Genomic DNA, 21,985 nt, shown 5'->3' with positions numbered 1-21,985 from the left:
ATCGCGAGGCCCTGACGCGGGACCTGCTGGCGCGGGTCCCGGCCTTGGCCGCGCGGCTGGTGGGCTAGGCTTCGCCCACCGTGTCGAACATGCAGGCGGCGATGGCTTCGGCAGGCGACTTGCCGCCCCGGGCCATGAAGTCGAAGGCCGGGTAGAAGCGGTCGGCGCCTTCCATGGCCACGTCGATCATGGCCGCGGCCTGGGCGAGCGTCGGACGCTCGCCGGTCATCAGGGCCATGGCGTGGCGGAAGACGATCTCACCGTCGTCCCACACTTCGAAGTGGCCGAGCCAGACGCGCTGGTTGACCGTCGAGACCAATTCGAAGGCCGCGGCGCGCTGTTCGGCGCGGACCTGGATATCCACCGAGAGGCAGAGCTGCAGGCAGTCGGCCTCGGGCCGCCAGGCGAACCAGAGTTCGTAGTCCTTCCAGTCGCCGGCCAAGGTGAAGGCGAGGTCGCCTTCCTCGGTGCGATCGAACTGAAGATTCTCGGCTTGCAGCACATGCTCAACGACATCGAGCGGGTCGTGGGCGAGCAGGACGTCTTCGTCAGACAGAGGCGTGTCCATGAGACCCTTTCGCGTACGGCGTCCGGAGGAGCGAGCGCGCCCCGAATCGCCTGCGATCTTGAAACTAGTCTGGTTCGCGGGTCGCCTGTCACCGGCTTCTTCCGGGGGGCGAGCCACATTCGTGTGTTTAGGTCGTTATGCCGCGCAATCAGGCTTTCTTGGACGCCTTCTTCGGGGTGTCGGCGCCCTTCAGAGCGGCGATCTCGGCGCGCAGGGCGACGATCTCGGCCTTGAGCACTTCGAATTCATCGCGGCGGATCAGGTCGAGCTCGGCGACCATGCGGTCGGCCTGGGCTCGGAACGCGGCCTTGGCCTCTTCGCCGGCGCTCTGGGCGAGGCCCATGGCGGCTCCGGTCAGCTTGGCCATCTCGTCGAGGAAGGGGTTCTGGGTCTGCATGCTTCCTTATATGGGAGCTGAGGGGATGAAAGCCACGGGGTTTCCGTCTAAACCGCCAGTACATCTTCTCGGAGCGCCTGGCCTTGCCCTTCCCGGACATCGACCCCGTCCTGATCCACATCGGCCCCTTCGCCATCCGCTGGTATGCCCTGGGCTACGTGGCCGGCATCCTGATCGGCTGGCGCTACATCACCTCGATGGCCCGCAACCAGGCCCTGTGGCCCCTGCGCGGACCTCCCGCCAGCCCCGCCCAGATCGACGACCTGATCCTGTGGATCACCCTGGGGATCATCGTCGGCGGCCGGCTGGGGCACGTATTTTTCTACACGCCTTCGCTGATCGTCACCGACCCGCTGGAGGTGTTTAAGACCTGGAAGGGCGGCATGAGCTTCCACGGCGGGGTGCTCGGCGTGCTGATCGCCACCCTGCTGTTCGCCCGGGTCAACAAGGTCGATGTCTTCCGCCTGGGGGACGTGATCACCGCCGCGGCGCCCATCGGCATTTTCTTCGTGCGCATCGCCAACTTCATCAATGGCGAGCTTTGGGGGCGGCCCACCAGCCTGCCCTGGGGTGTGGTCTTCCCCGACGCCGGGATCATGCCGCGCCACCCCAGCCAGATTTACGAGGCCCTGCTGGAGGGCCTGCTGCTGTTCATCGTCCTGCGGATCGCCACCCACCACGCCAAGCTGCTGAACCGGCGCGGTGTGGTGGCCGGCATGTTCTTCCTCGGCTACGGGATCGCCCGCACCCTGATCGAGAATGTCCGCGAGCCGGACGCCTACATGCCCGCCTTCCCCTTCGGCCTGACCATGGGGATGATGTTGTCGATCCCGATGGCGCTCGGCGGCGCCTGGCTGATCTGGCGCGGGATGCGCGAGCCCCTGCCCCAGCCCGAGGTCGGCCTGGAGGCCCAGGTGGAAGAGGTCGTCGAGGGCGAGCCGCCAGCGCGCGATCCGTTCAAGATCGAAACCGATGGGCCTGCGTGACCGGCTGATCGCCCAGGTCCGCGAGAGCGGGCCGATGAGCGTGGCCCAGTACATGACCGCCTGCCTGCACGATCCGGCGGACGGCTACTATGCGACGCGGCCGGCCCTCGGCGCGGAGGGCGACTTCATCACCGCCCCCCTGGTCAGCCAGATGTTCGGCGAGCTGATCGGCCTGTGGGCCGTGGCCTGCTGGCAGACGATGGGCCGCCCCTCGCCCTTCCGGCTGGTGGAGATGGGACCGGGCGACGGGACCCTGATGGATGACATGCTGCGGGCCGCGCGCCTGGCGCCGGACTTTGGCGCCGCCGCCGACGTCTGGCTGGTGGAGACCTCCGCCCCCCTGAGGGCCCGGCAGCGCCAGGTGCTGGGCGACGGCGTGAGCTGGGCAGGGTCCCTGGCGGAGGTTCCGGACGAGGCGCCCATGATCCTGATCGCCAACGAGCTGCTGGACTGCCTGCCGCCGCGCCAGTTCGTGCGGACCGACAAGCGCTGGGCCGAGCGGGTGGTGGGGCTGAACGACGCCGGCGAGCTGGCCTTCGGGCTGGCGGGCGCGGCGATCGGCGACCTGGCGCCCGACGCCCCGGCCGGCTCGGTGCTGGAACAATCGCCGGCCCAGGAGGCGCTGGGCTCGGAGATCGGGGCGCGGATCGCCACCGATGGGGGGGCGGCCCTGCTGATCGACTATGGCCGCGACCAGCCGGGTTTCGGCGACACCCTCCAGGCCCTGCGCCGCCACGTGAAGGAAAGTCCCTTGGCCAGTCCGGGCGCGGCGGACCTCACCGTCCATGCCGACTTCCCCGCCGTGCTGGCGGCGGCGGGGAGAGAGGGCGCGGCGACGGCGCCCATCCTCACCCAGGGCGAGTTCCTGGTGCGGCTGGGGATCGGCGCGCGGGCCGAGGCCCTCACCGCCGCCCGTCCCGACCGCAGCGAGGTGATCGAACGGCAACTGGAACGGCTGGTGTCACCCGACCAGATGGGCGACCTGTTCAAGGCCGTCTGCATCCACACCCCGGGCCTGGTCCCGCCCGGCTTCGAGACCTGAGATGAATGTCCTGACCTCGCCGCTCCTGGACCTGCCCGGCGTCCGACACGGCTTCTTCACGCGCCAGGGCGGGGTTTCGACCGGTATCTATGAAAGCCTGAACGTGGGGCGCGGCTCAAGCGACGAGCCCGCCGATGTCGCCGAGAACCGCCGCCGGGCAGCCGAGCACTTCGGCCTGCCGGTCGGCGCGCTGTCGACCTGTTACCAGATCCACTCGGCCACGGCCCTGGTCGCTGACCAGCCCTGGAGCGACGCGCGGCCACAGGGCGACGCCGTGGTCACCGCCACCCCGGGCGTGTTGTGCGGGGCGCTGGCCGCCGACTGCGCGCCGATCCTGATCGCCGACGCCGAAGGCCGCGTCGTCGCCTCGGCCCACGCCGGCTGGAAGGGCGCGCTGAACGGTGTGGCCGAGGCCTGCGTCGCCGCCATGACCAGCCTGGGCGCCGAGCCTTCGCGGATGGTGGCGGTGGTGGGGCCCTGCATCGGCCAGGCGTCCTATGAGGTGGGGCTGGAGTTTCTGGCCGCCTTCACCGGCGAGGACGCCGACCACGAACGCTTCTTTGCGCCGGGCGAGAGCGCCGAGAAGCGGATGTTCGACCTGCCGGGCTTCGTGGTCTCACGCCTCCAGGCGGCGGGCGTCGGCACTGCGGCGTGGATCGGCCATGACACCTGCGCGGAGGAGGCCCTGTTCTTCTCCAACCGCCGCGCCTTCAAGCGGGGTGAGCCGGACTTCGGCCGGCTGCTCTCGGCGATAACGCTGGTCTAATCGCCGCCGGGCCTTGCCGCTGGCGGCTCGCCTGCTACAAGCCCGGCGCATCGGCGAGACATTGCGGGAGTTCTCATGAAGCTGCTGGCTGGCAACTCCAATCGAGCGCTCGCCGAGGCTGTGGCCTCTCACCTCGACCTGCCCCTGACAAAGGCCCAGGTGAAGCGCTTCGCCGACAACGAGGTCTGGGTGACCATCGACGAGAACGTCCGCGGCGAGGACGTCTTCGTGCTGCAGTCCACCAGCTACCCCACCAACGACAACCTGATGGAATTGCTGATCTGCATCGACGCGCTGCGGCGCGCCTCGGCCAAGCGGATCACCGCCGTCATGCCCTATTTCGGCTACGCCCGGCAGGATCGGAAGACCGGGGGCCGCACGCCGATTTCCGCCAAGCTGGTCTCAAACCTGATCGAGCGCGCGGGCGCCGACCGGGTGCTGACCATGGACCTGCACTCGGGCCAGATTCAGGGCTTCTTCGACATCCCCACCGACAACCTGGTGTCCGCGCCGCTGCTGGCCGCCGACATCAAGGAAAACTACGAGAAGACCAGCGAGCTGATGATCGTCTCGCCCGACGTGGGGGGCGTGGTGCGGGCCCTGGCGGTCGCCAGCCGGCTGAACGCCGAACTGGCCATCGTCGACAAGCGCCGCTCGGGCCCCGGCAAGAGCGAGGTGGCCAACATCATCGGCGACGTCTCGGGCCGCCGGTGCATCCTGTTTGATGACATTATCGACGGCGGCGGCACGCTGTGCAACGCGGCCCAGGCCCTGGTGGACGGCGGCGCGACAGAGGTCTCGGCCTATGTCACCCACGGCGTGCTGTCAGGCGCGGCCATCGACCGGGTCAATTCCTCGATCCTCAAGGAGCTGGTGATGACTGACTCCATCTCCGCCTCCGAAGGCGCCAGCGACAAGTCCAAGCTGCGCTATGTCAGCTGCGACAAGCTGCTGGGGGAGGCCATTCGGCGCATCGCCAATGAGGAGTCGGTGTCGAAACTGTTCGACTGAGAGTCCATCCTGGATTCTAACAGCTTTGCGGCACGGGACTTGCTGGCCTACCCCCTGAAACGGCCACGCTTGGTTAACAAGGGTTAAGCATCTGCGGTCACATTCTGGCCCGCGCATCTGTGTTAAGGTCGCGCGCTAATCTTCTGGGGAAGCTTCAGGATGACCTCTGCCATTCGTGCGACCGGCACGCTCGCCGCCATCGCCTTCGCGGCCCTGCTGTCGGCCTGTTCGCAGCCCGCGCCGCCCCCGCCGCCGCCGCCGCCGCCCGCGGTGAGCCTGTCGCCCAAGCTGATCGAGCAGGCGGCCGCCTACCGCTACTACATGGCCCGCGTCAGCGCGGTGACGCCCGACTTCGCCGACGGCGAGGCCATCGCCAAGGGCGTGGCCATCGGAGCCGCCTACGAACCCAAGCAGCTTCAGCGCGGCGCGACGGCCTACGCCGCCGTCGTCGCCCTGCAGGACCCCGCCTTCGTGGCCGGGGTCCGCACCTACGCCGTCAATGTGGACCAGCGCCGCGAAGTGGTGGCGGCGATCCTCAAGGACCCGGCCTATGTCGTGGGCATCGCCGGCTCGGCCAGCGCCGCGGGTCTGGTGAAGACCGCACTCGGCAATGAAGGCCAGCAGCTCTACGACGCCGGCAAGGCGGTGAAGCAGTCGGCCTATGACATCCAGAAGCAGAAGTGGTCGAAGTCCGACGTTCTCAACCGCGACCTGCGGCTGTCCCAGGCCAAGAGCCTGTCGGCCACCCCGGTGGTGGGCGACCTGGCCGAGACCGCGCGCCTGCAGCAGGCGGCCCTGGGGGTCTCGCCCCTGGGCCTGACCGCCGAACCGGCCGCTCCCCCCTACAGCCCCATCGTGGTCCGGGGCATGGCCGTCGCCGCGCTCGCCGCCCTGGGTGAAGGCGGCGACGCCAATGTCGACACCCTGATGGCGGTGATGGCCGAGCCCAACGTGGCCTTCTGCATGAACATGGCCAAGCTGAACCTCTATCAGTGCCTGGCGGTCTCCAAGCCGCACTACGAGGACGTCTTCTGCCTCGGCCAGCACATCATGATGGACACCGGCCGCTGCGTGATCAAAGCGTCTGGCAACACCGAGCCCTTCGAGGCCAAGTTCATTCCGAAGATCCGAGTCGCCGACGGCTCTGCCCCCTACAAGGTGACGCCCGCCAAGACCGCGGCCAAGGCCGACACCAAGAAGCGCTAAAACATCTGCGCCCGCCCGTTGCCACGGGCGGGGCTTTTGTGTATTTACGCCCACCTTTCGACCCCAGGAGGGTCGTCCGTCGCCGCGCGGCACTTCGCGCGGCGGTTTCGTTTTGAGGCAAGGCCATGGCCGATATCATTCTGAACGTTGAAGTTCGCGAGCGCACCGGCACCGGTGGTGCGCGCGAGACCCGCCGCGCGGGCATGGTCCCCGGCGTGCTCTACGGCGGCGACAAGGATCCGGTCGCCATCGCCGTGAAGGCCAACGAATTCCGCAAGGCGCTCTATACGGGCAAGCTGCTGGGCCACCTGGTGACCCTGAAGTACGGCGACGAGACCCAGCCGGTCATCGCCAAGGCCGTGGACATGCACCCCGTCAACGACGAGCCGGTCCACTTCGACCTGTACCGCGTCGATGAGCACCAGCTGATCAAGATCGAAGTGCCCGTGCACTTCAAGAATCAGGAAGAGTCCCCCGGCCTCAAGAAGGGCGGCACGCTCAACATCGTGCGTCACACCGTCGAGCTGGCCTGCTCGGCCGACCACATCCCCGAAGAGCTGGTCTTCGACCTGACCGGCGCGGAAATCGGCGACACCATCCGCATGTCGGCCTTCGTCCTGCCGGAAGGCGTCAAGCCCGGCGTCGACCGTGACTTCGTGGTCGCCACCCTGGCCGGTTCCTCGGCCTCGGCCTCGGCTGACGCCGCCACCGACGACGCTGCGGCCGCCGCGGCCTCCACCACCGTTTAAGGATTGGCCGGCCCCCTTCGGGGGGCCGAGCCGCCTGGCGCCATGCTGATCCTCGCGGGCCAAGGCAATCCCGGCGCCCAGTACGCCAAGAACCGCCACAACATCGGCTTCATCGCCGTGGACGAGATCGCCAAGCAATGGCGGTTCGGACCCGAGCGCTCGAAGTTCTCGGGCCTGGCCCGAGAGGGCGAGATCGACACGCCCGCCGGCCCTGTGAAGACCCTGATCCTCAAGCCCCAGACCTTTTACAACGAGAGCGGCCGCTCAGTCGGCGCCGCCGTGAAGTTCTACAAGGCCACGCCCGCCGACGTGGTGCTGTTCTATGACGAGATCGACCTGGCGCCTGGCCGGTTCCGCATGAAGACCGGCGGCGGCGCGGCCGGCAACAACGGCGTCCGCTCGGTGACCGCCCATATCGGCCCCGACTTCCGCCGCGCCCGGCTCGGCGTCGGCCACCCGGGCAACCCCGAGAAGGTTCAGGGCCACGTGCTGTCGGACTTCCACAAGGTGGAGCACCCCTGGGTCATCGACCTGCTGAAGGCCGTGGCCCAGGCCGCCCCCCTGTTGGCCGCCGGCGAGGACGACAAGTACCAGACCGAGGTCCTGCGCCTGGCCCCCGCCGACAAGGGCGACACCCGCCAGGCCCGCAGCCGCGGCGACAGCTGAGCCCACCACAGTTGGGCGGCGCCGGCAGACGTGCTAGGTCGCGCCCTCGAATAGGAAATGGAAGTTCATGGCCCTGAAAGTCGCGATCGTCGGCCTGCCCAACGTCGGCTAATCGACCCTGTTCAACGAGTTGACCCAGACGGCGTCGGCCCAGGCCGCCAACTATCCCTTCTGCACCATCGAGCCCAACACCGGAGACGTGGCGGTCCCCGAGCCGCGCCTGGACGCCCTGGCCGCCATCATCCCGTCCAAGGAGATCATTCCCGCGCGGATCAACTTCGTGGATATCGCCGGCCTGGTGCGGGGCGCCTCGAAGGGCGAAGGCCTGGGCAACCAGTTCCTGGCCAATATCCGCGACTGCGACGCCGTCGCCTTCGTCGCCCGCTGCTTCATCGATGACGACATCACCCACGTGGAGGGCAAGGTCGATCCGCTCTCCGACCTGGAGACCATCGAGACCGAGCTGATGCTGGCCGACCTGGAGAGCCTGGAGAAGCGGGTCAGCAACCTGGAGAAGCGGGCCAAGGCCGGCGACAAGGAAAGCGGCACGACCCTGCGCCTCGTGCAGTTGGCCCTGACCGAGCTGAACGCCGGCCGCCCCGCCCGCAAGGCCAAGGTGGCCGAGGAGGACGACAAGGCCTGGCGCATGCTGCAGCTGCTGACCTCCAAGCCCGCCCTCTACGTTTCCAATGTCGATGAGGCGTCGGCCGCCGAGGGTAACGAGATGTCCCGCCTGGTGGCCGAGCGCGCCACCCGGGACGGCGCCGACCACGTCGCCATCTCCGCCCAGATCGAGAGCGAGATCGCCATGCTCGCCGCCGATGAACGCGCCGAGTTCCTGGAAACCCTGGGCCTCACCGAGCCCGGCCTCAACAAGCTGATCCGGGAGGCCTACCACCTGCTGGGCCTGCAGACCTATTTCACCGTCGGCCCCAAGGAGGCCCGCGCCTGGACCATCCACAAGGGTGACACCGCCCCCCAGGCGGCCGGCGTGATTCACACCGACTTCGAGAAGGGCTTCATCCGGGCCGAAACCATCGCCTATGAGGACTATGTCGGTCTGAAGGGCGAGGCCGGGGCCCGCGAGGCCGGGAAATTCCGCCAGGAAGGCAAGGAATACGTGGTCAAGGACGGCGACGTGCTGAACTTCCGCTTCAACGTCTAGAGCCTCAAGGCTTCAACCAGCCGAAGGCGCGAGTGAGGAAGGCTTGTCCGTCCCGCGCCACCGGCGCGCCGTGCGCCATCAGCACCTTCGTCGTCGGCCATGCCAGGATGCGCCGCAGGGACGCCCGCGCCGCAGCGCGGTCTGAGAAGGCGACGCGGAATTTCCGCGGCACGGCGGGCTCGGCCTCCGTCATCAGGTCCAGCCGCGCCACCAGCGCTCGCCACCCCTTGAACCAGCCGCGCGGGAACTGCTGGATCAGGTCGGTGAAGATCGCCGTGCCGCTCGCGCGGTGGAAGAACACCACCTCCTGGGTGATCCGGTTGCCCCGCACGATCACCTGTTCGAGGACGCCGGCCCAGTTTGCGGGCGGGATGTCGGTGAGGTCTGAGTCGAAGGTGATGTCCGGCAGTTGGCCCCGCAGCCCCGGCGCGGCGTGGAACCGGGCGCTCGGATAGGCGCGCCGCCACTCGGTCAGAAACAGGTCGTGCAGAGAGTTGGGGCCGACCACGTGGCGCACCTCGCCCAGCGCCTCGACGGCCGCCTTGAGGTCCGAGGTCAGGGCCACCGGCGAGATGACAAGGACGCCGTCCCCGCCCAGCCGGATAACCACCATTCGCGTCGGATAGCGAAAGCCGATCACCTCGGTTTCCGGCCCGGCGGACAGCCAGATTTCCGGGCCGAAGGGCTCCAGCAGCGGCGCGCTCATCGGATGGCCTCCAGCTCAGGGGAGCGCCGAAACCATAGGACCGGCCATCCGGAGCGCCAACCCTGCTGGACATCCGCCGCGCCTCGCCTAGCTATGTCGGCGACAAAGGGAGAGACGTCATGGGTGAGTTTTCCAAGCTGGCCGGGGCCGACGGCTTCGAGTTCGCGGTCTATCGCGCCGCGCCCAACGGCGCTCGCAAGGGCGGCGTGGTGGTCATCCAGGAGATCTTCGGGATCGACGAGCATATCCGGCGCGACGTCGATCGCTGGGCCAGCCTCGGCTACGAGGCCATCGCCCCGTCGCTCTACGACCGCCGCGAGCCCGGCTTCACCGCCGGCCACGATCCGGCCGGCCTGACCGCCGGAGTCACCCATGCCCGCGCCACCCCCCTGGACCAGGCGCTGGCCGATATCGCCGCCGTGCGCGACGAGCTGGCGGGCGCGGGCAAGGTGTTCGTGGTGGGCTATTGCTACGGCGGGTCGCTGACCTGGCTTTCGGCCTGCCAACTCGAGGGCTTCGCCGCCGCCTCGAGCTATTACGGCAGCATGGTGCAGGCCAACGCCGACAAGACGCCGAAGTGCCCCACCATCGTCCATCTCGGCCGCAAGGACGCCGGCATTCCCGCCGATGACGTCAAGGCCGCCGTCCAGGCCAGCAATCCCGACGTGGCGGTCTACATCTACGAGGACGCAGGCCACGGCTTCAACAACGAGGACCCGGAGCGCCTGAACCAGGCCAGCGCCGACCTCGCCCGCCAGCGCACACTCGACCTGTTTGCGGGCGCCTAGGGCCGTGGGCGAGACGATCCGCCTGACCAGCAGGTTCGACGGCTTTGAGCTGGCCGCCTATCACGCGCCCGTGGCCGACGCGCGCCGCGGCGGGATCGTGCTGATCCAGGAGATCTTCGGGGTCACCGACCACATCCGCGAGCTGGCCGACGGCTTCGCGGAGGACGGCTACGAGGTCATCGCGCCCAGCTTCTACGACCGCCTTCAGCCGGGCTTCGAGGCCGACTACAGCCCGGAATCCATCGCCAAGGGGGTGCAGTACTCCACCGCCACGCCCTGGGACCAGGTGGCGGGAGATCTCCAGGCGGCCATCGACGCCCTGTCGCCTGCGGTCTTCGTCACGGGATTCTGTTGGGGCGGGGCGGCGACCTGGCTGGCGGCCTGCCGCTGCACCGGGATCTCGGCGACCTCGGCCTTCTATGGCCGCCGCATCAGCGAACTGGTGGGGGAGACGCCCAAGGTCCCGACGATCCTGCACTTTGGCCGCCACGACGCCTCCATCCCCCTGGAGAAGTTGGAGGAGATTCGCTCGGCGCATCCGGAGATTCCGGTCCACCTCTATGAGGCCGGCCACGGCTTCGTGTCCGATCGCCGCGCCGACTACAACCCCGACGCCGCTCGGCTGGCGCGGCTGCGGACCCTGCAGGTGTTCATGAACAACGGCGGCGGCCGCGGCGAGATGTAGCCTATTCCTCGATGTGCTTGCGCGCCTCGGGGTCGCGTTCCAGCCACCTGGCCAGGACAGACTGGGCGGCGAGGATGCCAATGCCGGCGGCGTAGCCACCGAAGACCGCGGCCGGATAGGCGCCCCCCGTGGCCACCGAGGCCACCTGCCAGTAGATGAAGCCCGCTGCGACGACCAGCAGGCCGACGCCGGTCAGGACGGAGACCGGGGTCTGGCCAAAGCCCGACAGGAAACTCATCCAGACATAGCGCGCCAGGACACGGCGCACGGGCAGGATCAGCAGCGGCAGGGCGAAGCCGGCCAACAGGGCGGCGCCCGGCCAGACCAGGGCGTGACGGGCGATGAGCGTCGGCCCGCCGGGAAGCACGCTGAAGGCGTGGATCACCGAGCCCGCATAGATCAGGCATGAGGCCGCCACGCCGACGTCCTGCATGCGCCGAAAGTCTCGCCAGGCCTTGGTGAAGGCCACGTCAGCCCCCACCGGCGCGCGGCGGGCAAAGGATCGGGATAAGCATGCGCATTTATCGCCTAGGCCACCGGCCTTGGCTATGGTCAGGCGACCCTCGCCTCCGGGAATCGCCTGAGTGAAGCTCGTCCTGGCCCTCGCCGCCCTGTGGCTCGCCCCGGCGTCCGCGCAAGCGGCCGGTTGCTGGCTGGAGCACGGCGTGGTGGTGGTCCCGGCCAGCGTCGCCGGGGTGGCGGGCGACTACATCCTCGACACCGGCAGTCCCACCACTCAGCTGCACGAGACCCGCGCCCAGATGGCGGGCCTGCCACCGGCGTTTCGGGGCCAGGTGCGGGTCGATGGCCTGAACCTGGTCGATCGGCCGGTGGTGGTGGTGGACCTGGACGCCCGGACCTACGCCTTTCCCACCCCCATCGCCGGGGTGATCGGGGCCGACCTGCTGTCGGCCTATGTGGTGGACGTCAGCTTCGCTCCCTGCCGTGTGGAGATCTGGCCCGCGGCCAAGGCTCCGAGGTTCACGGCTCAGAGCAGCCTTGCAATGGCCACGGCCGGCGGACCGCCAGTGGTCAACGCCGCAGTGGCGGACGGCCCCAGGACGGCCGTGGGCGGCTTTGTGGTGGCGACGGGCCTGGACAGCGGTGCGCGGCTCAGCGAGGCCCTGGCGAGCGTCCCTGGGGCCACTGCGGCGGATGTGGCGCCCTATGGCCGTCGGCGCGCCGAACTCCGCGCTCTGTCCTTCGCCGGTCAGCTCTTTGAGATGCTGAAGGCCGGCCTTCAGCCGCAGGTCGCGGGCGCGGTGGGAGCGATCGGTCCGCCGGTGCTGGCGCAGTGGTCGCTGCGGTTCGACTTCCCGCGCGGACGGCTGCTGCTTCGCCGCCCCTAGACCCTTTCCGAATCAGGTTGAATCAATCTGATCGGATAAAAAGGGTCTATCTTCTTCAATCTAGAGCATGTCCGGGCGGCGAACCGGTTCCCACTTGCGCCTGACATGCTCTAGGAGATGGGCGTGAGCCCAGCCCAGGTGGTGAGGAATTCCGGCAGGATCGGCAGGACGTCGATGGCGGCGTGCAGCAGGACCACCAGCAGCAGGCTGCGGGTCCGGGCCCAGATCACCCCCAGCATCAGGGCCACCGGCGACAGGGCGCCGATCGTATAGGCGATCACTTCGAACAGGTCGCTGGAATGGCCCTGCTCCCCGGGCGCGCCGCGCAGGTAGAGGCCGGGCACATGGGCCAGGGCGAACACCAGGGCCCCCAGGACGACGGCGCCGGTCTCGCTGCGCAGGACGGCGGCCAGGCGGGTCTGGAGCACGGCGCGAAACAGGAACTCCTCGGCAAGGCCCGCCTCCAGGGCGATCCAGACAAAGGCAGCCGGGGCGGCCCAGGCCAGGACCTGAAGCCCGGGTTGCAGCTCAGCGATCTGCTGCAGGCTGGGGCTGACCACGCTGAGCAGGGCCAGGAAGATGACGCCCATGACGATCAGGGTTGGCCAGAAACCCTTGCGATCCATACCGGTGGAGAACAGGGGCGCCACCCGGCCCCCCAGGGCCAGCAGGATCAGGGCCGGGATCGCGACATGGACCACGAGCTTGGCGGCCAGGACCGCCAGCTCCTGCGCTGGGCCGTCGGGCATGGCCGCCTTCAGCACCCCCATGCCCCAGCCGAGGAAGCCCACCGCGTAGATCACCATGAAGATCAGGACGGCGGTGAGCTCGACCTTGGGCCGCCGCACCCGGACCGGGGGCGGATCGGACCTGCGCGTCAGAGCCCAGGCGACGCCCGAAAGCAGGACGCCAAACACCCCCAGCGAAACCAGGGGGAAGGTCCAGTCGGCCTGCTTGAAGAAGAGATAGGCGAAGGCCGCGCCCCAGAGGACGGCGTAGATCGCCAGATATCCGGTGGCGCGGATGCGCCCCTCACCGGCTGTCATGCGGGCCCCTCCCGATCCGTCCCCCTGCCTATCGGCTGAGGGCCAGCCCCGGCAACTTAGCGATTGTTCATGGGCCGGAAACGAAAAAGGCCCCGGTTCTCACCGGGGCCTATGATCGTGCTCGAAAGGACGGCGCGCCTAGTGGGCGACGTTCCTCCAGATGCGGCGGTAGCTGACCCACAGCAGACCCGCGAAGATCAGCAGATAGATCATGGCGGCCACGCCGAACTGCTTGCGTTCGGTCTGCTTGGGCTCCGAGGCCCAGGCCAGGAAGGCCACAACGTCCTTGGCCTGCTGATCGACGGTGGACTTGGTGCCGTCGTCGAAGGTCACCTTGTCGGCTTCCAGCGGCGGGGCCATGGCGATGAAGCCCCCGACCGGCACGTGGCCCTTGCCCTTGTAGAAGGCGCTGACGTCGCCGGGCATGTAGGGGTTGTAGTACTGGTTCGGCGGCACTTCCAGACCGGCAGGCGGCGCCTGGTAGCCGGTCAGGATCGAGTAGACGTACTCCGCGCCCTGGGGCCGCGCCTTGATCATCACCGAGAGATCCGGCGGCAGGGCGCCGCCGTTGGAGGCGCGCGCCGCGGCTTCATTGGCGAAGGGGCTCGGGAAGGTGTCGGCCGAGGTGGCGGTCCGCTGGACGACGTCCCCGGTTTCGGAGTCGATGTCGTTGACCTGGTAGTCCTTGGCGATCGACTTCACATAGGGGTTGTCGTTCGGGTTGGGATACTTGTCGTCGAAGAAGGGACCGCTCTTCTGGCCCAGATTGCGGAAGCTCAGCAGGCTCATCGAGTGACAGGCCGCACAGACCTCCCGATAGACCTTGTAGCCCCGTTGGACCTGAGCCTGATCGAACTTGCCGAACGGACCTTCGAAGCTCCAGGAGGCCGCACGCGGCTCCTTGGGACCTTCGGAGGCGAGAGCCGGGCCGGCGACGAAAGCGAGCCCGAACGCCGCGAGAATAAGACCTTTGCGCAGCATAGGTGGCTCAGCCCCTCTTTTCAGGCGAAGCCGCGGCGCCGGCCGGCGCTTTGGCGGGATGCGACAACACCGGCGCGGAGATCGATTCCGGCTGGGGCAGCGGGGTCTCGGTGAGGCCCAGGATCGGCAGGGCGACCAGGAAGTAGCCGAAGTAGTAGGCCGTCGCGACGCGGGACAGCCAGACCATCGAGTTCAGGTCCGCGTCCAGCAGCATGAAGGTCGAGATGCCGGGGATCACGGGATCGTCCGGCAGGCGGCCGCCGCAGAAGCCCAGGATCAGGCAGGCCAGGACGAAGAGGCCGAAGTAGAGCTTCGCCGTCGGCCGGTAGCGCATGGAGCGCACCTTGGAGGTGTCCAGCCAGGGCAGGACGAACAAGACGGCGATGGCGCCGAACATCAGCAGCACGCCGGCGAGCTTGTCCGGAACCGCCCGCAGGATCGCGTAGAAGGGCAGGAAGTACCATTCCGGAACGATGTGGGCCGGCGTCACCAGCGGGTTGGCGGGAACGTAGTTCACCGCGTCACCCAGTGCGTTCGGCTGGAAGAACACGAAGGTCGCGAACATCAGCATGAACAGCGAAATCGCGAAGCCGTCCTTCACCGTGTAGTACGGATGGAAGGGGACGGTGTCCTCCTTGGACTTCACGTTCACGCCGGTGGGGTTGTTGTTGCCGGGCACGTGCAGCGCCCAGATGTGCAGGATCACCACGCCGGCGATCATGAACGGCAGCAGGAAGTGCAGCGAGAAGAAGCGGTTCAGGGTGGCGTTATCCACCGCGAACCCGCCCCAAAGCCAGGTGGTGATGGACTCGCCCACGATCGGCAGGGCGCCGAACAGGTTGGTGATGACCACCGCGCCGTGGAAGCTCATCTGGCCCCAGGGCAGGACGTAGCCCATGAAGGCCGTGGCCATCATCAGCAGGTAGATCACGCAGCCCAGGATCCACAGCACTTCGCGAGGCGCCTTGTAGGACCCGTAATAGAGGCCGCGGAACATGTGGATGTAGACCGCGATGAAGAACATCGAGGCCCCGTTGGAGTGCATGTAGCGCACCAGCCAGCCGTAGTTCACGTCGCGCATGATGCGCTCGACGGAGTTGAAGGCGTGGTCGACGTGCGGCACGTAGTGCATGGCCAGCACGATGCCGGTCACGATCTGGATGCCCAGGCAAACCGCCAGGATGCCGCCGAAGGTGTACCAGTAGTTCAGGTTCTTCGGGGTCGGGAAGTCGACGACGCTGTCATACGCCAGGCGCACGATCGGCAGTCGGGTGTCGAGCCAGCGCTCGAAGCCGGTCTTCGGCTCGTAGTTGGAATGTCCGCTCATCGTTTTCAGCCCACCTTGACCTTGGTGTCCGACAGGAAGGCGTAGTCCGGCACCGCCAAGTTCGTCGGCGCAGGACCTTTCCGGATGCGACCGGAGGTGTCGTAGTGTGAGCCGTGGCACGGGCAGAACCAGCCGCCGTACTCACCGCCGCCGAAGGTCGGCACGCAGCCCAGGTGGGTGCAGGTGCCGATCAGGATAAGCCATTGGGCCTTTCCGGGCTTGTGGCGTTCCTCGTCGGTCTGCGGATCGCGCAGCTCGGCGTTGTCGTCCTTGATCGCCTCGGCGATCTCCTTGCCCGTCCGGTTGCGGATGAACAGCGGCTTGCCGCGCCACTTGATGGTGACCTGCTGGCCAGCTTCGACCTTGGTCAGGTCGAATTCCACCGAGGCGAGGGCGAGGGTGTCGCCGGCCGGGTTCATCTGGTCGATGAACGGCCAGGCCAACGCCCCAACCGCGCCCACGGCCATGACGGCCGCGGCGATGTGAATGAAATCACGCCGGTTCGGGTCTTCGCCCGAGGCATGAGGATCGGGGTTTGCGCCCACCACGGTGTCGGCCACCTTAAAGCTACCCTTCGCTTGCGGCCGCGACTTTGCGCCGAGACCCGTCTTCGACCCTGCCAGACGTTCTGGTAAGGGCCATTCGGAATTCAATGCTGGAGCAGGACGAATTGCCGGAAGTTACAGCGATCGCGCGTTGCGGCCGCCCCTTCCGTGATTCGCGCCTAGCCCCGGCCAATCCCGTAGGCTGGATCGCTTAGAATGCTGCTGGCGCTTTTTCAACCGGACATTCCGCAAAACCTTGGAGCGGCGTTACGCCTCGGCACCTGTATGGGGGTCGGAATTCACGTCATAGAGCCCTGTGGCTTCCCGCTTTCCGACCGTGCGATCCGCCGCGCGGCCCTCGATTATGGTGAGCCGGGCGAAGTGACGCGGCACCCCGGATGGGCCGATTTCACGCAAAACAGGCCCGGACGCATCGTTCTGTTCACAACCAAGGCCGCCGAGCCCCTGCACGCCTTCGCCTTCCGACCCGACGACGTGTTGCTGTTTGGACGCGAAAGCGCGGGGGTTCCCGACGAGGTTCACGAGAGCGCCGACGCGCGGGTTTATATTCCGCTGATACCTGGAATGCGCTCGCTGAATGTCACGGTCGCGGCGGCGATCGGCCTTTCCGAAGCGTTGCGCCAGACCGGCCAATTTCCTAAGCCACCAGCATGAGCAGCCTTCCTCCCGAAATCGAAGACCGTCGCGCCCGCGCCAAGGGGTGGTTCGAAGACCTGCAGATCCGCATCGTCACCGAGCTGGAGCAACTGGAGTCCGAGGCGCCCCCGGAGCTCTACCCTGAGGAGCCCAAGCGGTTCGACATGCGCCCATGGACCCGTGACACCGGGGTCGGCGGCGGGGTTGGAGGGCACTTCAAGGGACGCCTGTTCGAGAAGGCCGGCGTTCACAGCTCAGCGGCGACGAGCCGCTTCTCGCCGGAAATGGCGGCCCAGATGCCCGGCGCCGACAAGGACCCGTCCTATGTCTCGGCCAGCATCAGCCTGATCGTGCATCCGCGCTCCCCGCGCATCCCCACCGTCCACATGAACACCCGCTTCCTGTCGACCGCCGAGAGCTGGTTCGGCGGCGGGGCCGACCTGACACCGATGGTCGACGAGCAGCGCAGCGAGGAGGCCGACGACGCCGTCCTGTTCCACGCCGCGATGAAGGGCGCCTGCGATCCCTTCGATCCCGAGTGGCACGCCAAGTACAAGGCCTGGTGCGACGAGTACTTCTACCTGCCGCACCGCAAGGAGACCCGTGGGGTCGGCGGCATCTTCTACGACCGGCACAATTCCGGCGACTTCGAGAAGGACTTCGCCTTCACCCGCGCGGTCGGTGAGGCCTTTCTGGAGGTCTATCCCAAGATCGTCCGCCACCGCATGAGCGAACCCTGGACCGAACAGGACCGGATGGAGCAGCTGGTCCGCCGCGGCCGCTATGTCGAGTTCAACCTGCTCTACGACCGCGGCACCATGTTCGGCCTGAAGGCCGGAGGGAACATTGACACGATCCTCTCCTCCATGCCCCCGATGGTGGCCTGGCTCTGACCCCACTGCGGCGGCCGGCTAGATCGCCGGCTTCATCGTCGCAGTGTCGGCCTTGAGGTCGTGACTGGGCACCTTCGCCCCGCCAGGCGCCGGGCATTTGGCGCCGGTGTCGATCCAAGCCTGGAAGAGTTCGCCCAGCTGCGCCTGGGTTCCCGGCGCTGGGGTCCGGCCGAGGCCGGGGTCCCAGCCCCAGGCCACCAGTTCGTCCCCGGCCATATGTTCCTGGATCTGGGCCAAGGTCTTGCCGCCGTTGCGGGCCGGATCCTTGAGTTGAGCGCAGATCTCGCCGAGCGTCTTGCCCTGCCAGGCCATGGAGGCCGGCGCCAGCGCCCACTTCGGGTTACCGGGAATGGTGACGATGTGGGTCCCGCCGACCCAGACGTTCTTGGCTGTGTGGCAGGAGGCGCAGCGCAGGCCCTCTCCGAAACCCTCCTCTCCGCGCGACACCACCGGCATGTGCGGACGGCGGTCGTCGCCCTGGGCCGGGCGGTCCACGGGATGGCAGTTGGCGCAGCGGGGGTGGGTGATGACCTTGCCGGCCTCCTGGAAGAGGGCGACCGAGCGCGCATTTTTGTCGGCGATGCTGTTGAACGAGGCTGCGGGCTTCAGAGAGGTCCGCTGCTCCATCTCGGCCAGGACCGAGGCGGCGGTCTGGCTGGGCGCGGTCTGGGCCTGGGCGGTCAGGGTCGCGGCGGCGACGAGGCCGGCCGCGCCGAGGGACATAAGCAGGGCGCTGGCGTGGCGCATGAGGTGGTTTCCGGACGGCGCGGAAGCGGCGCCTTATCCAGAACGTCAGGACCGGCGAAGCGTTGCTTGCGCCAGAAATCGCTGGATCCAGCCTCCGACCCGAGGCCGGTCGTCCGGCTGTTCGAAGGACAGGATCGCCTGGTCAGCCTGGGTGTCGGTATAGCGGCTGCCGCGGCGGCTCTCGATCAGGGCGCGGGCGTAGGCGGGCTCGAACTCCGGATGCAGCTGCAGGGAAATCGCCGGCTGGTCGTCATAGGCCAGCATGCCGAAGGGGGTGAACTCGCTGGCGGCGATTACCCGGGCGCCCGGCGGCGCCTCAACCACCTGATCCTGATGGGAGGCGGGGATGCTGAAACGCGGGGCGTCCATCCAGGCCTCGGGATGGAGGACCTCATAGCGGTGAAGGCCCACGCCCCAGCCCTTGGGGGACTGGATCACCTTGCCGCCGAAAGCCTCGGCCATGATCTGGTGCCCGAAACAGACGCCCACCATCGGCGTCCCCTTCGCCGCGCGCAGGAAGTCCTTCAGCGGCTCGATCCAGGGCAGCGGGTCGTAGACGCCGGCTGATGAGCCGGTGATCAGATAGGCGGCGCAGGCGTCGGCGCTATCGGGAAGCTCCCCCGCCTGGATGTCGAAGGTGGCGTAGTCGTAGGCATCCTCGCCGAACAGGGCGCGGAACATGGCGGGATAGTCGCCGAACTGGTCAACTTCCCGGGACGGGGCGCCCGTCTCGAGGATCCCCAGCCTCAATAGGCCATGCCCTGCGCCACCGCCTTCAGCTTCTCGATGGCCGAGAACTTGTCGTCGATGAAGTCGTGGTCGATCCACCAGTCCTCCACCTCGCGCAGCACCTGGCCCACCATCGGGCCCTTTGGCACGCCCGATTGGATCACGTCCTCGCCGGTCAGCGGGAACGGCGGCGGCGACCAGCTCTCCGCCAGGGCCAGCAGGCCACGCCACTGGTGGGTGACCGAGGTGCGGCCCGACTTCGCCCAGGCCAGCTTCACCCGGTCGGTGAGGGCGCGCAGGCCGATGGCGTAGACGGCGCGGCGGATTTCGCGAGGGCTCATCCAGCTGGTGATGCGCGGCGTCTTGCCGACGGCCGCCACCAGGCGGTCGCGAACCTCGTTGGAGAGCCGCAGGCGCTCGGCGATCTGCGCCGCCCCGACCTGGTCCTCGGGGATCAGGGTCGCCAGCCGCAGGATGGGGTCATTCTCGAACAGCTGGTCGGTCTCGATCTCGACAAGCTGGTTGAAGGCGGCCAGGTCCTTGGCGCAGGGCAGGATCGTCCCGAGCACCCCGGTCTGCGCCATCAGCGCCATGGCCGGACGCGGCTCTTCGGCGGCCAGCAGCTTGGTGAGTTCCTTGGCGGTGCGCTCGGCCGGGCGGCCGGAGAGGGATTCCTTCAGGGCCTTGCAGGCGGCCAACGCCTTTTCGTCGGCGTCGCCCTTGCCGTACCAGGCCTGGAACCGGAAGAAGCGCAGGATGCGCAGATAATCCTCCCGGATGCGGGTCATGGCGTCGCCGACGAAGATGATGCGGCCCGCCCTGCCGTCCGCGATCCCCCGGCCCGTCGGGTCAAAGAGCGTCCCGTCGCGGTCGGCGTAGACGGCGTTCAGGGTGAAGTCGCGGCGCTGGGCGTCCTCGGTCCAGTCCTGGGTGAAGGCCACGACCGCGCGGCGGCCGTCGGTGGAGACGTCCCGGCGCAGGGTTGTGATCTCGAAGGGCTGACTGTCGGCCACGGCGGTGATGGTGCCGTGCTCGACCCCTGTGGGCACGGCCCTGATTCCGGCCTCCTGCAGGGCCTCGGTGACCTGGTCGGGGGTGAGGGTGGTGGCGATGTCGATGTCTTCGATAGGCCGGTTCAGCAAGGAATTGCGCACACACCCCCCCACGAAGCGCGCGCAGCCGGTGAAGCCGCGCGCCTCCAGGGCGTCCATCACGGCGAGGACCTGCGGAGTCATCATCCAGGGCTGTTGGCCAATACTGTCGGTCATGGAGTCTGGGGCGCTCTCTTCTCGAAATGGCCGGGGGTGATGCGCCCGTCGGGGGCGGCCTCGGCGGGAACATAGACCTGGCCGCGGTTGTCGCCATGGAACACAGCCGTGGCCATCAGCGAAACCCCCAACAGCACCGCGCCCGCCGCGAACAGCCAGGCCCAGGGGGTCGAGCCCATCTCCCGTCCAGTGCGCCGGGCGACCTCGCGCCACAGGAACCAGAGGCCGAAGGGCAGGGCCACGAGCAGGGCGCGGCTGGCGAGGACCTCAAGCAACGGCCGCGCCATAGAGGCGCTCATAGAGCGCCCGTAACACCCCGGCCGTGGCGCCCCAGATGAAGCGGTCAGCGTGGGTCATGGCGTAGAACCGGCGCTTTTCCCCGGTGGGCGCCTCACGCTCGTGCTCCTCGTGATTGGCGGGATCCATCAGGAAGCCGAAGGGCGTCTCGAAGATATCGGCCACCTCATCGGGATTGGCGGTGAGCGAGAAGCCTTCACGGACAAACCCCACCACCGGGGTGATCAGGAAGCCGGTCCCGGTGACATAGGGCGAGGACAGTCCCGCCAGCATGACGTAGTCGGGGTGCAGGCCCACCTCCTCGTGGGCCTCACGCAGGGCTGTCCGCCAGGGCGTCTCCCCCGGATCGCGGCGGCCGCCCGGCAGGGCGATCTGCCCGGTATGGCGGCGCAAGGTGTCGGCCCGGCGGGTCAGGATCACCGAATAGGCCCCTTCCCGCTCCACCAGACCCACCAGCACCGAGGCCGGGGTCAAGGCGGTTGCCGGATCGCCGTGCTGGCCTGACAGGTCGAAGTCCGAGCGGGTGGCGCCGGACACGGGCTCGCGCTCCTCGAGAGGATCGAGGTGGGCCATGATCCAGTCGCGCGTGGCGGCCGACGCCTGGGCCGGGTTCATGGAAGGTGCGCTCCGGCCGGACCGACCGGGAACCAAGCGCCGCCCGAGGCGACGCCCAGGCGCGGACCGTCCGGGGTCTCGCGTTCCTCCGCCAGCTCCACCAGTTCATAGAAGACCGGCCGGGCGATGAGCGCCTCCAGGCCCCGGCGGACGTGGAGGTAGGGGCGCGGCTCGCCGGTGGTGGCGTCCATCTCGACGCGGATTTCGTTCTCGGGACCCGCCTCGACCTCGTCGCCGACATTGGTGAGGAATTTCAAGGCCTCGCCCACCTTATCCACGCGCACGGCGATGAAGGGAGCGTCCTCCACCGTGATCCTCATCTTCTCCACCGGGGTCACCAGGTGGAAACCGTCGGGGTCCTTGCGCAGGACGGTGGAGAACAGCCGCACCAGGGCCTCGCGGCCGATGGGCGTGCCCTCGTGGAACCAGAGGCCGTCCTTCTTGATGACGATGTCGATATCGCCGCAGTGGGTCGGATGCCAGAGGTGCACGGGCGGCAGGCCGCGGCCCGGCGCCTGCTTGGCGGCGGCGATCACGCCTTCGAGGCCGGTCTTGCTTGGCGTGTCGGTCATGGATCCAAGGTAGGGCGCGTGGCGGCCCGCCTCAAGCGCGACCCTAGGTCAGGGGGCGCCCACCAGGCCCGAAAGATGGTCCCCGCCACCCTCACGCAGCGGCCGGACCAGCACACGGCGCTGATCCACCGGCCCTGGCAGGCGCACCGCGCGAGCCGGGGCGGCGGAGAATCCAAAGCGGCTGAAATAGGGTTCGTCCCCCACCAGCAGCACATTTGCGAAGC

General features: G+C 68.2%; 27 protein-coding genes and 1 pseudogene. 13 read left to right on the top strand and 15 right to left on the bottom strand.

From position 1 onward, the window contains the following. Nucleotides 1–64: 64 nt before the first annotated feature. Nucleotides 65–568 carry a YbjN domain-containing protein gene (locus RMO97_RS16695; protein ID WP_304777367.1) on the bottom strand — a complete coding sequence of 168 codons (504 nt, stop codon included), beginning with the start codon at nt 566–568 and terminating at the stop codon, nt 65–67. 148 nt (nt 569–716) lie between these two features. Continuing rightward, on the bottom strand, nt 717–965 hold the full coding sequence (locus RMO97_RS16690) for an accessory factor UbiK family protein (RefSeq protein ID WP_310542151.1): 249 nt from the start codon (nt 963–965) through the stop codon (nt 717–719). Nucleotides 966–1,048: 83 nt separating this feature from the next. Between RMO97_RS16690 and lgt the strand changes: the two genes are divergently transcribed. From lgt to ychF, 8 genes are all read left to right on the top strand, one after another. Beyond that, entirely contained in the window at nt 1,049–1,951 is a 903-nt protein-coding gene (lgt, locus tag RMO97_RS16685) for a prolipoprotein diacylglyceryl transferase (RefSeq protein ID WP_310542150.1), read from the top strand. Continuing rightward, nucleotides 1,938–2,993: a class I SAM-dependent methyltransferase gene (locus RMO97_RS16680; protein WP_310542149.1), complete on the top strand. Its 1,056-nt coding sequence runs from the start codon at nt 1,938–1,940 to the stop codon at nt 2,991–2,993. Before lgt ends, RMO97_RS16680 begins: the two co-directional genes overlap by 14 nt. A gap of 1 nt (nt 2,994) precedes the next feature. Continuing rightward, nucleotides 2,995–3,759, top strand: a complete 765-nt coding sequence (pgeF, locus tag RMO97_RS16675; RefSeq protein WP_310542148.1) for a peptidoglycan editing factor PgeF — start codon at nt 2,995–2,997, stop codon at nt 3,757–3,759. Nucleotides 3,760–3,834: 75 nt separating this feature from the next. After that, on the top strand, nt 3,835–4,770 hold the full coding sequence (locus RMO97_RS16670) for a ribose-phosphate pyrophosphokinase (protein WP_304777372.1): 936 nt from the start codon (nt 3,835–3,837) through the stop codon (nt 4,768–4,770). Nucleotides 4,771–4,929: 159 nt separating this feature from the next. Further along, nucleotides 4,930–5,976: a hypothetical protein gene (locus tag RMO97_RS16665; protein WP_310542147.1), complete on the top strand. Its 1,047-nt coding sequence runs from the start codon at nt 4,930–4,932 to the stop codon at nt 5,974–5,976. A 125-nt stretch (nt 5,977–6,101) separates the two neighbouring features. Further along, nucleotides 6,102–6,725: a 50S ribosomal protein L25/general stress protein Ctc gene (locus RMO97_RS16660; RefSeq protein WP_310542146.1), complete on the top strand. Its 624-nt coding sequence runs from the start codon at nt 6,102–6,104 to the stop codon at nt 6,723–6,725. A 42-nt stretch (nt 6,726–6,767) separates the two neighbouring features. Then, nucleotides 6,768–7,391 carry an aminoacyl-tRNA hydrolase gene (gene pth, locus RMO97_RS16655; RefSeq protein WP_310542145.1) on the top strand — a complete coding sequence of 208 codons (624 nt, stop codon included), beginning with the start codon at nt 6,768–6,770 and terminating at the stop codon, nt 7,389–7,391. A 118-nt stretch (nt 7,392–7,509) separates the two neighbouring features. Next, a complete protein-coding gene (gene ychF / locus RMO97_RS16650; RefSeq protein WP_310542152.1) occupies nt 7,510–8,556 on the top strand; it encodes a redox-regulated ATPase YchF in 1,047 nt (348 codons plus the stop codon). A gap of 4 nt (nt 8,557–8,560) precedes the next feature. Here the strand turns inward: ychF and RMO97_RS16645 are convergent, their stop codons facing one another. Then, nucleotides 8,561–9,262 (bottom strand): DUF4336 domain-containing protein, encoded by a 702-nt coding sequence (locus RMO97_RS16645; protein ID WP_310542144.1) that lies wholly within the window; start codon nt 9,260–9,262, stop codon nt 8,561–8,563. Between the two features lie 119 nt (nt 9,263–9,381). Here RMO97_RS16645 and RMO97_RS16640 point away from each other — a divergent pair, with 119 nt between their 5' ends. Both RMO97_RS16640 and RMO97_RS16635 read left to right on the top strand, forming a co-directional pair. Beyond that, the gene (locus tag RMO97_RS16640) at nt 9,382–10,050 is read left to right on the top strand and encodes a dienelactone hydrolase family protein (protein WP_310542143.1); all 669 of its coding nucleotides are present in this window, start codon (nt 9,382–9,384) and stop codon (nt 10,048–10,050) included. A 4-nt stretch (nt 10,051–10,054) separates the two neighbouring features. After that, a complete protein-coding gene (locus tag RMO97_RS16635; protein WP_310542142.1) occupies nt 10,055–10,735 on the top strand; it encodes a dienelactone hydrolase family protein in 681 nt (226 codons plus the stop codon). A 1-nt stretch (nt 10,736) separates the two neighbouring features. On the opposite strand, the gene RMO97_RS16630 is transcribed toward RMO97_RS16635, so the two are convergent. Next, nucleotides 10,737–11,204 carry a hypothetical protein gene (locus tag RMO97_RS16630; RefSeq protein WP_310542141.1) on the bottom strand — a complete coding sequence of 156 codons (468 nt, stop codon included), beginning with the start codon at nt 11,202–11,204 and terminating at the stop codon, nt 10,737–10,739. A gap of 115 nt (nt 11,205–11,319) precedes the next feature. Here RMO97_RS16630 and RMO97_RS16625 point away from each other — a divergent pair, with 115 nt between their 5' ends. Then, a complete protein-coding gene (locus RMO97_RS16625; protein WP_310542140.1) occupies nt 11,320–12,084 on the top strand; it encodes an aspartyl protease family protein in 765 nt (254 codons plus the stop codon). A 110-nt stretch (nt 12,085–12,194) separates the two neighbouring features. Here the strand turns inward: RMO97_RS16625 and RMO97_RS16620 are convergent, their stop codons facing one another. From RMO97_RS16620 to petA, 4 genes are all read right to left on the bottom strand, one after another. Next, a complete protein-coding gene (locus tag RMO97_RS16620) occupies nt 12,195–13,130 on the bottom strand; it encodes a CPBP family intramembrane glutamic endopeptidase (protein ID WP_310542139.1) in 936 nt (311 codons plus the stop codon). Between the two features lie 138 nt (nt 13,131–13,268). Next, on the bottom strand, nt 13,269–14,111 hold the full coding sequence (locus RMO97_RS16615) for a cytochrome c1 (RefSeq protein WP_310542138.1): 843 nt from the start codon (nt 14,109–14,111) through the stop codon (nt 13,269–13,271). 7 nt (nt 14,112–14,118) lie between these two features. Continuing rightward, nucleotides 14,119–15,438, bottom strand: coding sequence for a cytochrome b/b6 (locus tag RMO97_RS16610; protein ID WP_310542137.1), 1,320 nt, complete (start codon nt 15,436–15,438; stop codon nt 14,119–14,121). Nucleotides 15,439–15,443: 5 nt separating this feature from the next. Next, nucleotides 15,444–15,998 carry a ubiquinol-cytochrome c reductase iron-sulfur subunit gene (gene petA, locus RMO97_RS16605; protein ID WP_310542136.1) on the bottom strand — a complete coding sequence of 185 codons (555 nt, stop codon included), beginning with the start codon at nt 15,996–15,998 and terminating at the stop codon, nt 15,444–15,446. Nucleotides 15,999–16,199: 201 nt separating this feature from the next. Here petA and RMO97_RS16600 point away from each other — a divergent pair, with 201 nt between their 5' ends. Both RMO97_RS16600 and hemF read left to right on the top strand, forming a co-directional pair. Next, the gene (locus RMO97_RS16600; protein WP_310542135.1) at nt 16,200–16,658 is read left to right on the top strand and encodes a tRNA (cytidine(34)-2'-O)-methyltransferase; all 459 of its coding nucleotides are present in this window, start codon (nt 16,200–16,202) and stop codon (nt 16,656–16,658) included. After that, entirely contained in the window at nt 16,655–17,533 is an 879-nt protein-coding gene (hemF, locus tag RMO97_RS16595; protein WP_310542134.1) for an oxygen-dependent coproporphyrinogen oxidase, read from the top strand. Before RMO97_RS16600 ends, hemF begins: the two co-directional genes overlap by 4 nt. A gap of 18 nt (nt 17,534–17,551) precedes the next feature. On the opposite strand, the gene RMO97_RS16590 is transcribed toward hemF, so the two are convergent. The 7 genes and pseudogenes from RMO97_RS16590 to RMO97_RS16560 all read right to left on the bottom strand — a co-directional run. Then, nucleotides 17,552–18,280 (bottom strand): Isoquinoline 1-oxidoreductase subunit, encoded by a 729-nt coding sequence (locus RMO97_RS16590; protein ID WP_310542133.1) that lies wholly within the window; start codon nt 18,278–18,280, stop codon nt 17,552–17,554. 45 nt (nt 18,281–18,325) lie between these two features. After that, complete coding sequence (locus tag RMO97_RS16585) at nt 18,326–19,030, bottom strand: glutamine amidotransferase-related protein (protein ID WP_310542132.1); 705 nt, start codon at nt 19,028–19,030, stop codon at nt 18,326–18,328. After that, nucleotides 19,027–20,277 carry a CCA tRNA nucleotidyltransferase gene (locus RMO97_RS16580; RefSeq protein WP_310542131.1) on the bottom strand — a complete coding sequence of 417 codons (1,251 nt, stop codon included), beginning with the start codon at nt 20,275–20,277 and terminating at the stop codon, nt 19,027–19,029. The genes RMO97_RS16585 and RMO97_RS16580 overlap by 4 nt, the downstream gene beginning before the upstream one ends. Beyond that, on the bottom strand, nt 20,274–20,552 hold the full coding sequence (locus RMO97_RS16575) for a hypothetical protein (RefSeq protein WP_310542130.1): 279 nt from the start codon (nt 20,550–20,552) through the stop codon (nt 20,274–20,276). The genes RMO97_RS16580 and RMO97_RS16575 overlap by 4 nt, the downstream gene beginning before the upstream one ends. Next, nucleotides 20,545–21,189, bottom strand: a complete 645-nt coding sequence (locus RMO97_RS16570) for a CoA pyrophosphatase (protein ID WP_310542129.1) — start codon at nt 21,187–21,189, stop codon at nt 20,545–20,547. The genes RMO97_RS16575 and RMO97_RS16570 overlap by 8 nt, the downstream gene beginning before the upstream one ends. Next, nucleotides 21,186–21,761, bottom strand: a complete 576-nt coding sequence (locus RMO97_RS16565) for a DUF1285 domain-containing protein (RefSeq protein WP_310542128.1) — start codon at nt 21,759–21,761, stop codon at nt 21,186–21,188. Before RMO97_RS16565 ends, RMO97_RS16570 begins: the two co-directional genes overlap by 4 nt. 48 nt (nt 21,762–21,809) lie before the next feature. Next, nucleotides 21,810–21,985: pseudogene (locus RMO97_RS16560) on the bottom strand (hypothetical protein); the annotation flags it as partial.

Origin of the sequence: Phenylobacterium sp. (genome assembly GCF_031425575.1) — a bacterium.
Taxonomy (GTDB): Bacteria; Pseudomonadota; Alphaproteobacteria; order Caulobacterales; family Caulobacteraceae; genus Phenylobacterium.
The sequence above is the reverse complement of the archived record's forward strand: the minus strand, read 5'-3'. Positions and strand labels throughout refer to the sequence as shown.

Bases quoted from the DNA above. Each gene is read 5' to 3' on its own strand.
- RMO97_RS16695 (WP_304777367.1), bottom strand. From the start codon at position 568: ATGGACACGCCTCTGTCTGACGAAGACGTCCTGCTCGCCCACGACCCG.
- RMO97_RS16690 (WP_310542151.1), bottom strand. From the start codon at position 965: ATGCAGACCCAGAACCCCTTCCTCGACGAGATGGCCAAGCTGACCGGA.
- RMO97_RS16680 (WP_310542149.1), top strand. From the start codon at position 1,938: ATGGGCCTGCGTGACCGGCTGATCGCCCAGGTCCGCGAGAGCGGGCCG.
- pgeF (WP_310542148.1), top strand. From the start codon at position 2,995: ATGAATGTCCTGACCTCGCCGCTCCTGGACCTGCCCGGCGTCCGACAC.
- RMO97_RS16670 (WP_304777372.1), top strand. From the start codon at position 3,835: ATGAAGCTGCTGGCTGGCAACTCCAATCGAGCGCTCGCCGAGGCTGTG.
- RMO97_RS16665 (WP_310542147.1), top strand. From the start codon at position 4,930: ATGACCTCTGCCATTCGTGCGACCGGCACGCTCGCCGCCATCGCCTTC.
- RMO97_RS16660 (WP_310542146.1), top strand. From the start codon at position 6,102: ATGGCCGATATCATTCTGAACGTTGAAGTTCGCGAGCGCACCGGCACC.
- pth (WP_310542145.1), top strand. From the start codon at position 6,768: ATGCTGATCCTCGCGGGCCAAGGCAATCCCGGCGCCCAGTACGCCAAG.
- RMO97_RS16645 (WP_310542144.1), bottom strand. From the start codon at position 9,262: ATGAGCGCGCCGCTGCTGGAGCCCTTCGGCCCGGAAATCTGGCTGTCC.
- RMO97_RS16640 (WP_310542143.1), top strand. From the start codon at position 9,382: ATGGGTGAGTTTTCCAAGCTGGCCGGGGCCGACGGCTTCGAGTTCGCG.
- RMO97_RS16620 (WP_310542139.1), bottom strand. From the start codon at position 13,130: ATGACAGCCGGTGAGGGGCGCATCCGCGCCACCGGATATCTGGCGATC.
- RMO97_RS16615 (WP_310542138.1), bottom strand. From the start codon at position 14,111: ATGCTGCGCAAAGGTCTTATTCTCGCGGCGTTCGGGCTCGCTTTCGTC.
- RMO97_RS16610 (WP_310542137.1), bottom strand. From the start codon at position 15,438: ATGAGCGGACATTCCAACTACGAGCCGAAGACCGGCTTCGAGCGCTGG.
- RMO97_RS16600 (WP_310542135.1), top strand. From the start codon at position 16,200: ATGCTGCTGGCGCTTTTTCAACCGGACATTCCGCAAAACCTTGGAGCG.
- hemF (WP_310542134.1), top strand. From the start codon at position 16,655: ATGAGCAGCCTTCCTCCCGAAATCGAAGACCGTCGCGCCCGCGCCAAG.
- RMO97_RS16590 (WP_310542133.1), bottom strand. From the start codon at position 18,280: ATGCGCCACGCCAGCGCCCTGCTTATGTCCCTCGGCGCGGCCGGCCTC.
- RMO97_RS16580 (WP_310542131.1), bottom strand. From the start codon at position 20,277: ATGACCGACAGTATTGGCCAACAGCCCTGGATGATGACTCCGCAGGTC.
- RMO97_RS16570 (WP_310542129.1), bottom strand. From the start codon at position 21,189: ATGAACCCGGCCCAGGCGTCGGCCGCCACGCGCGACTGGATCATGGCC.
- RMO97_RS16565 (WP_310542128.1), bottom strand. From the start codon at position 21,761: ATGACCGACACGCCAAGCAAGACCGGCCTCGAAGGCGTGATCGCCGCC.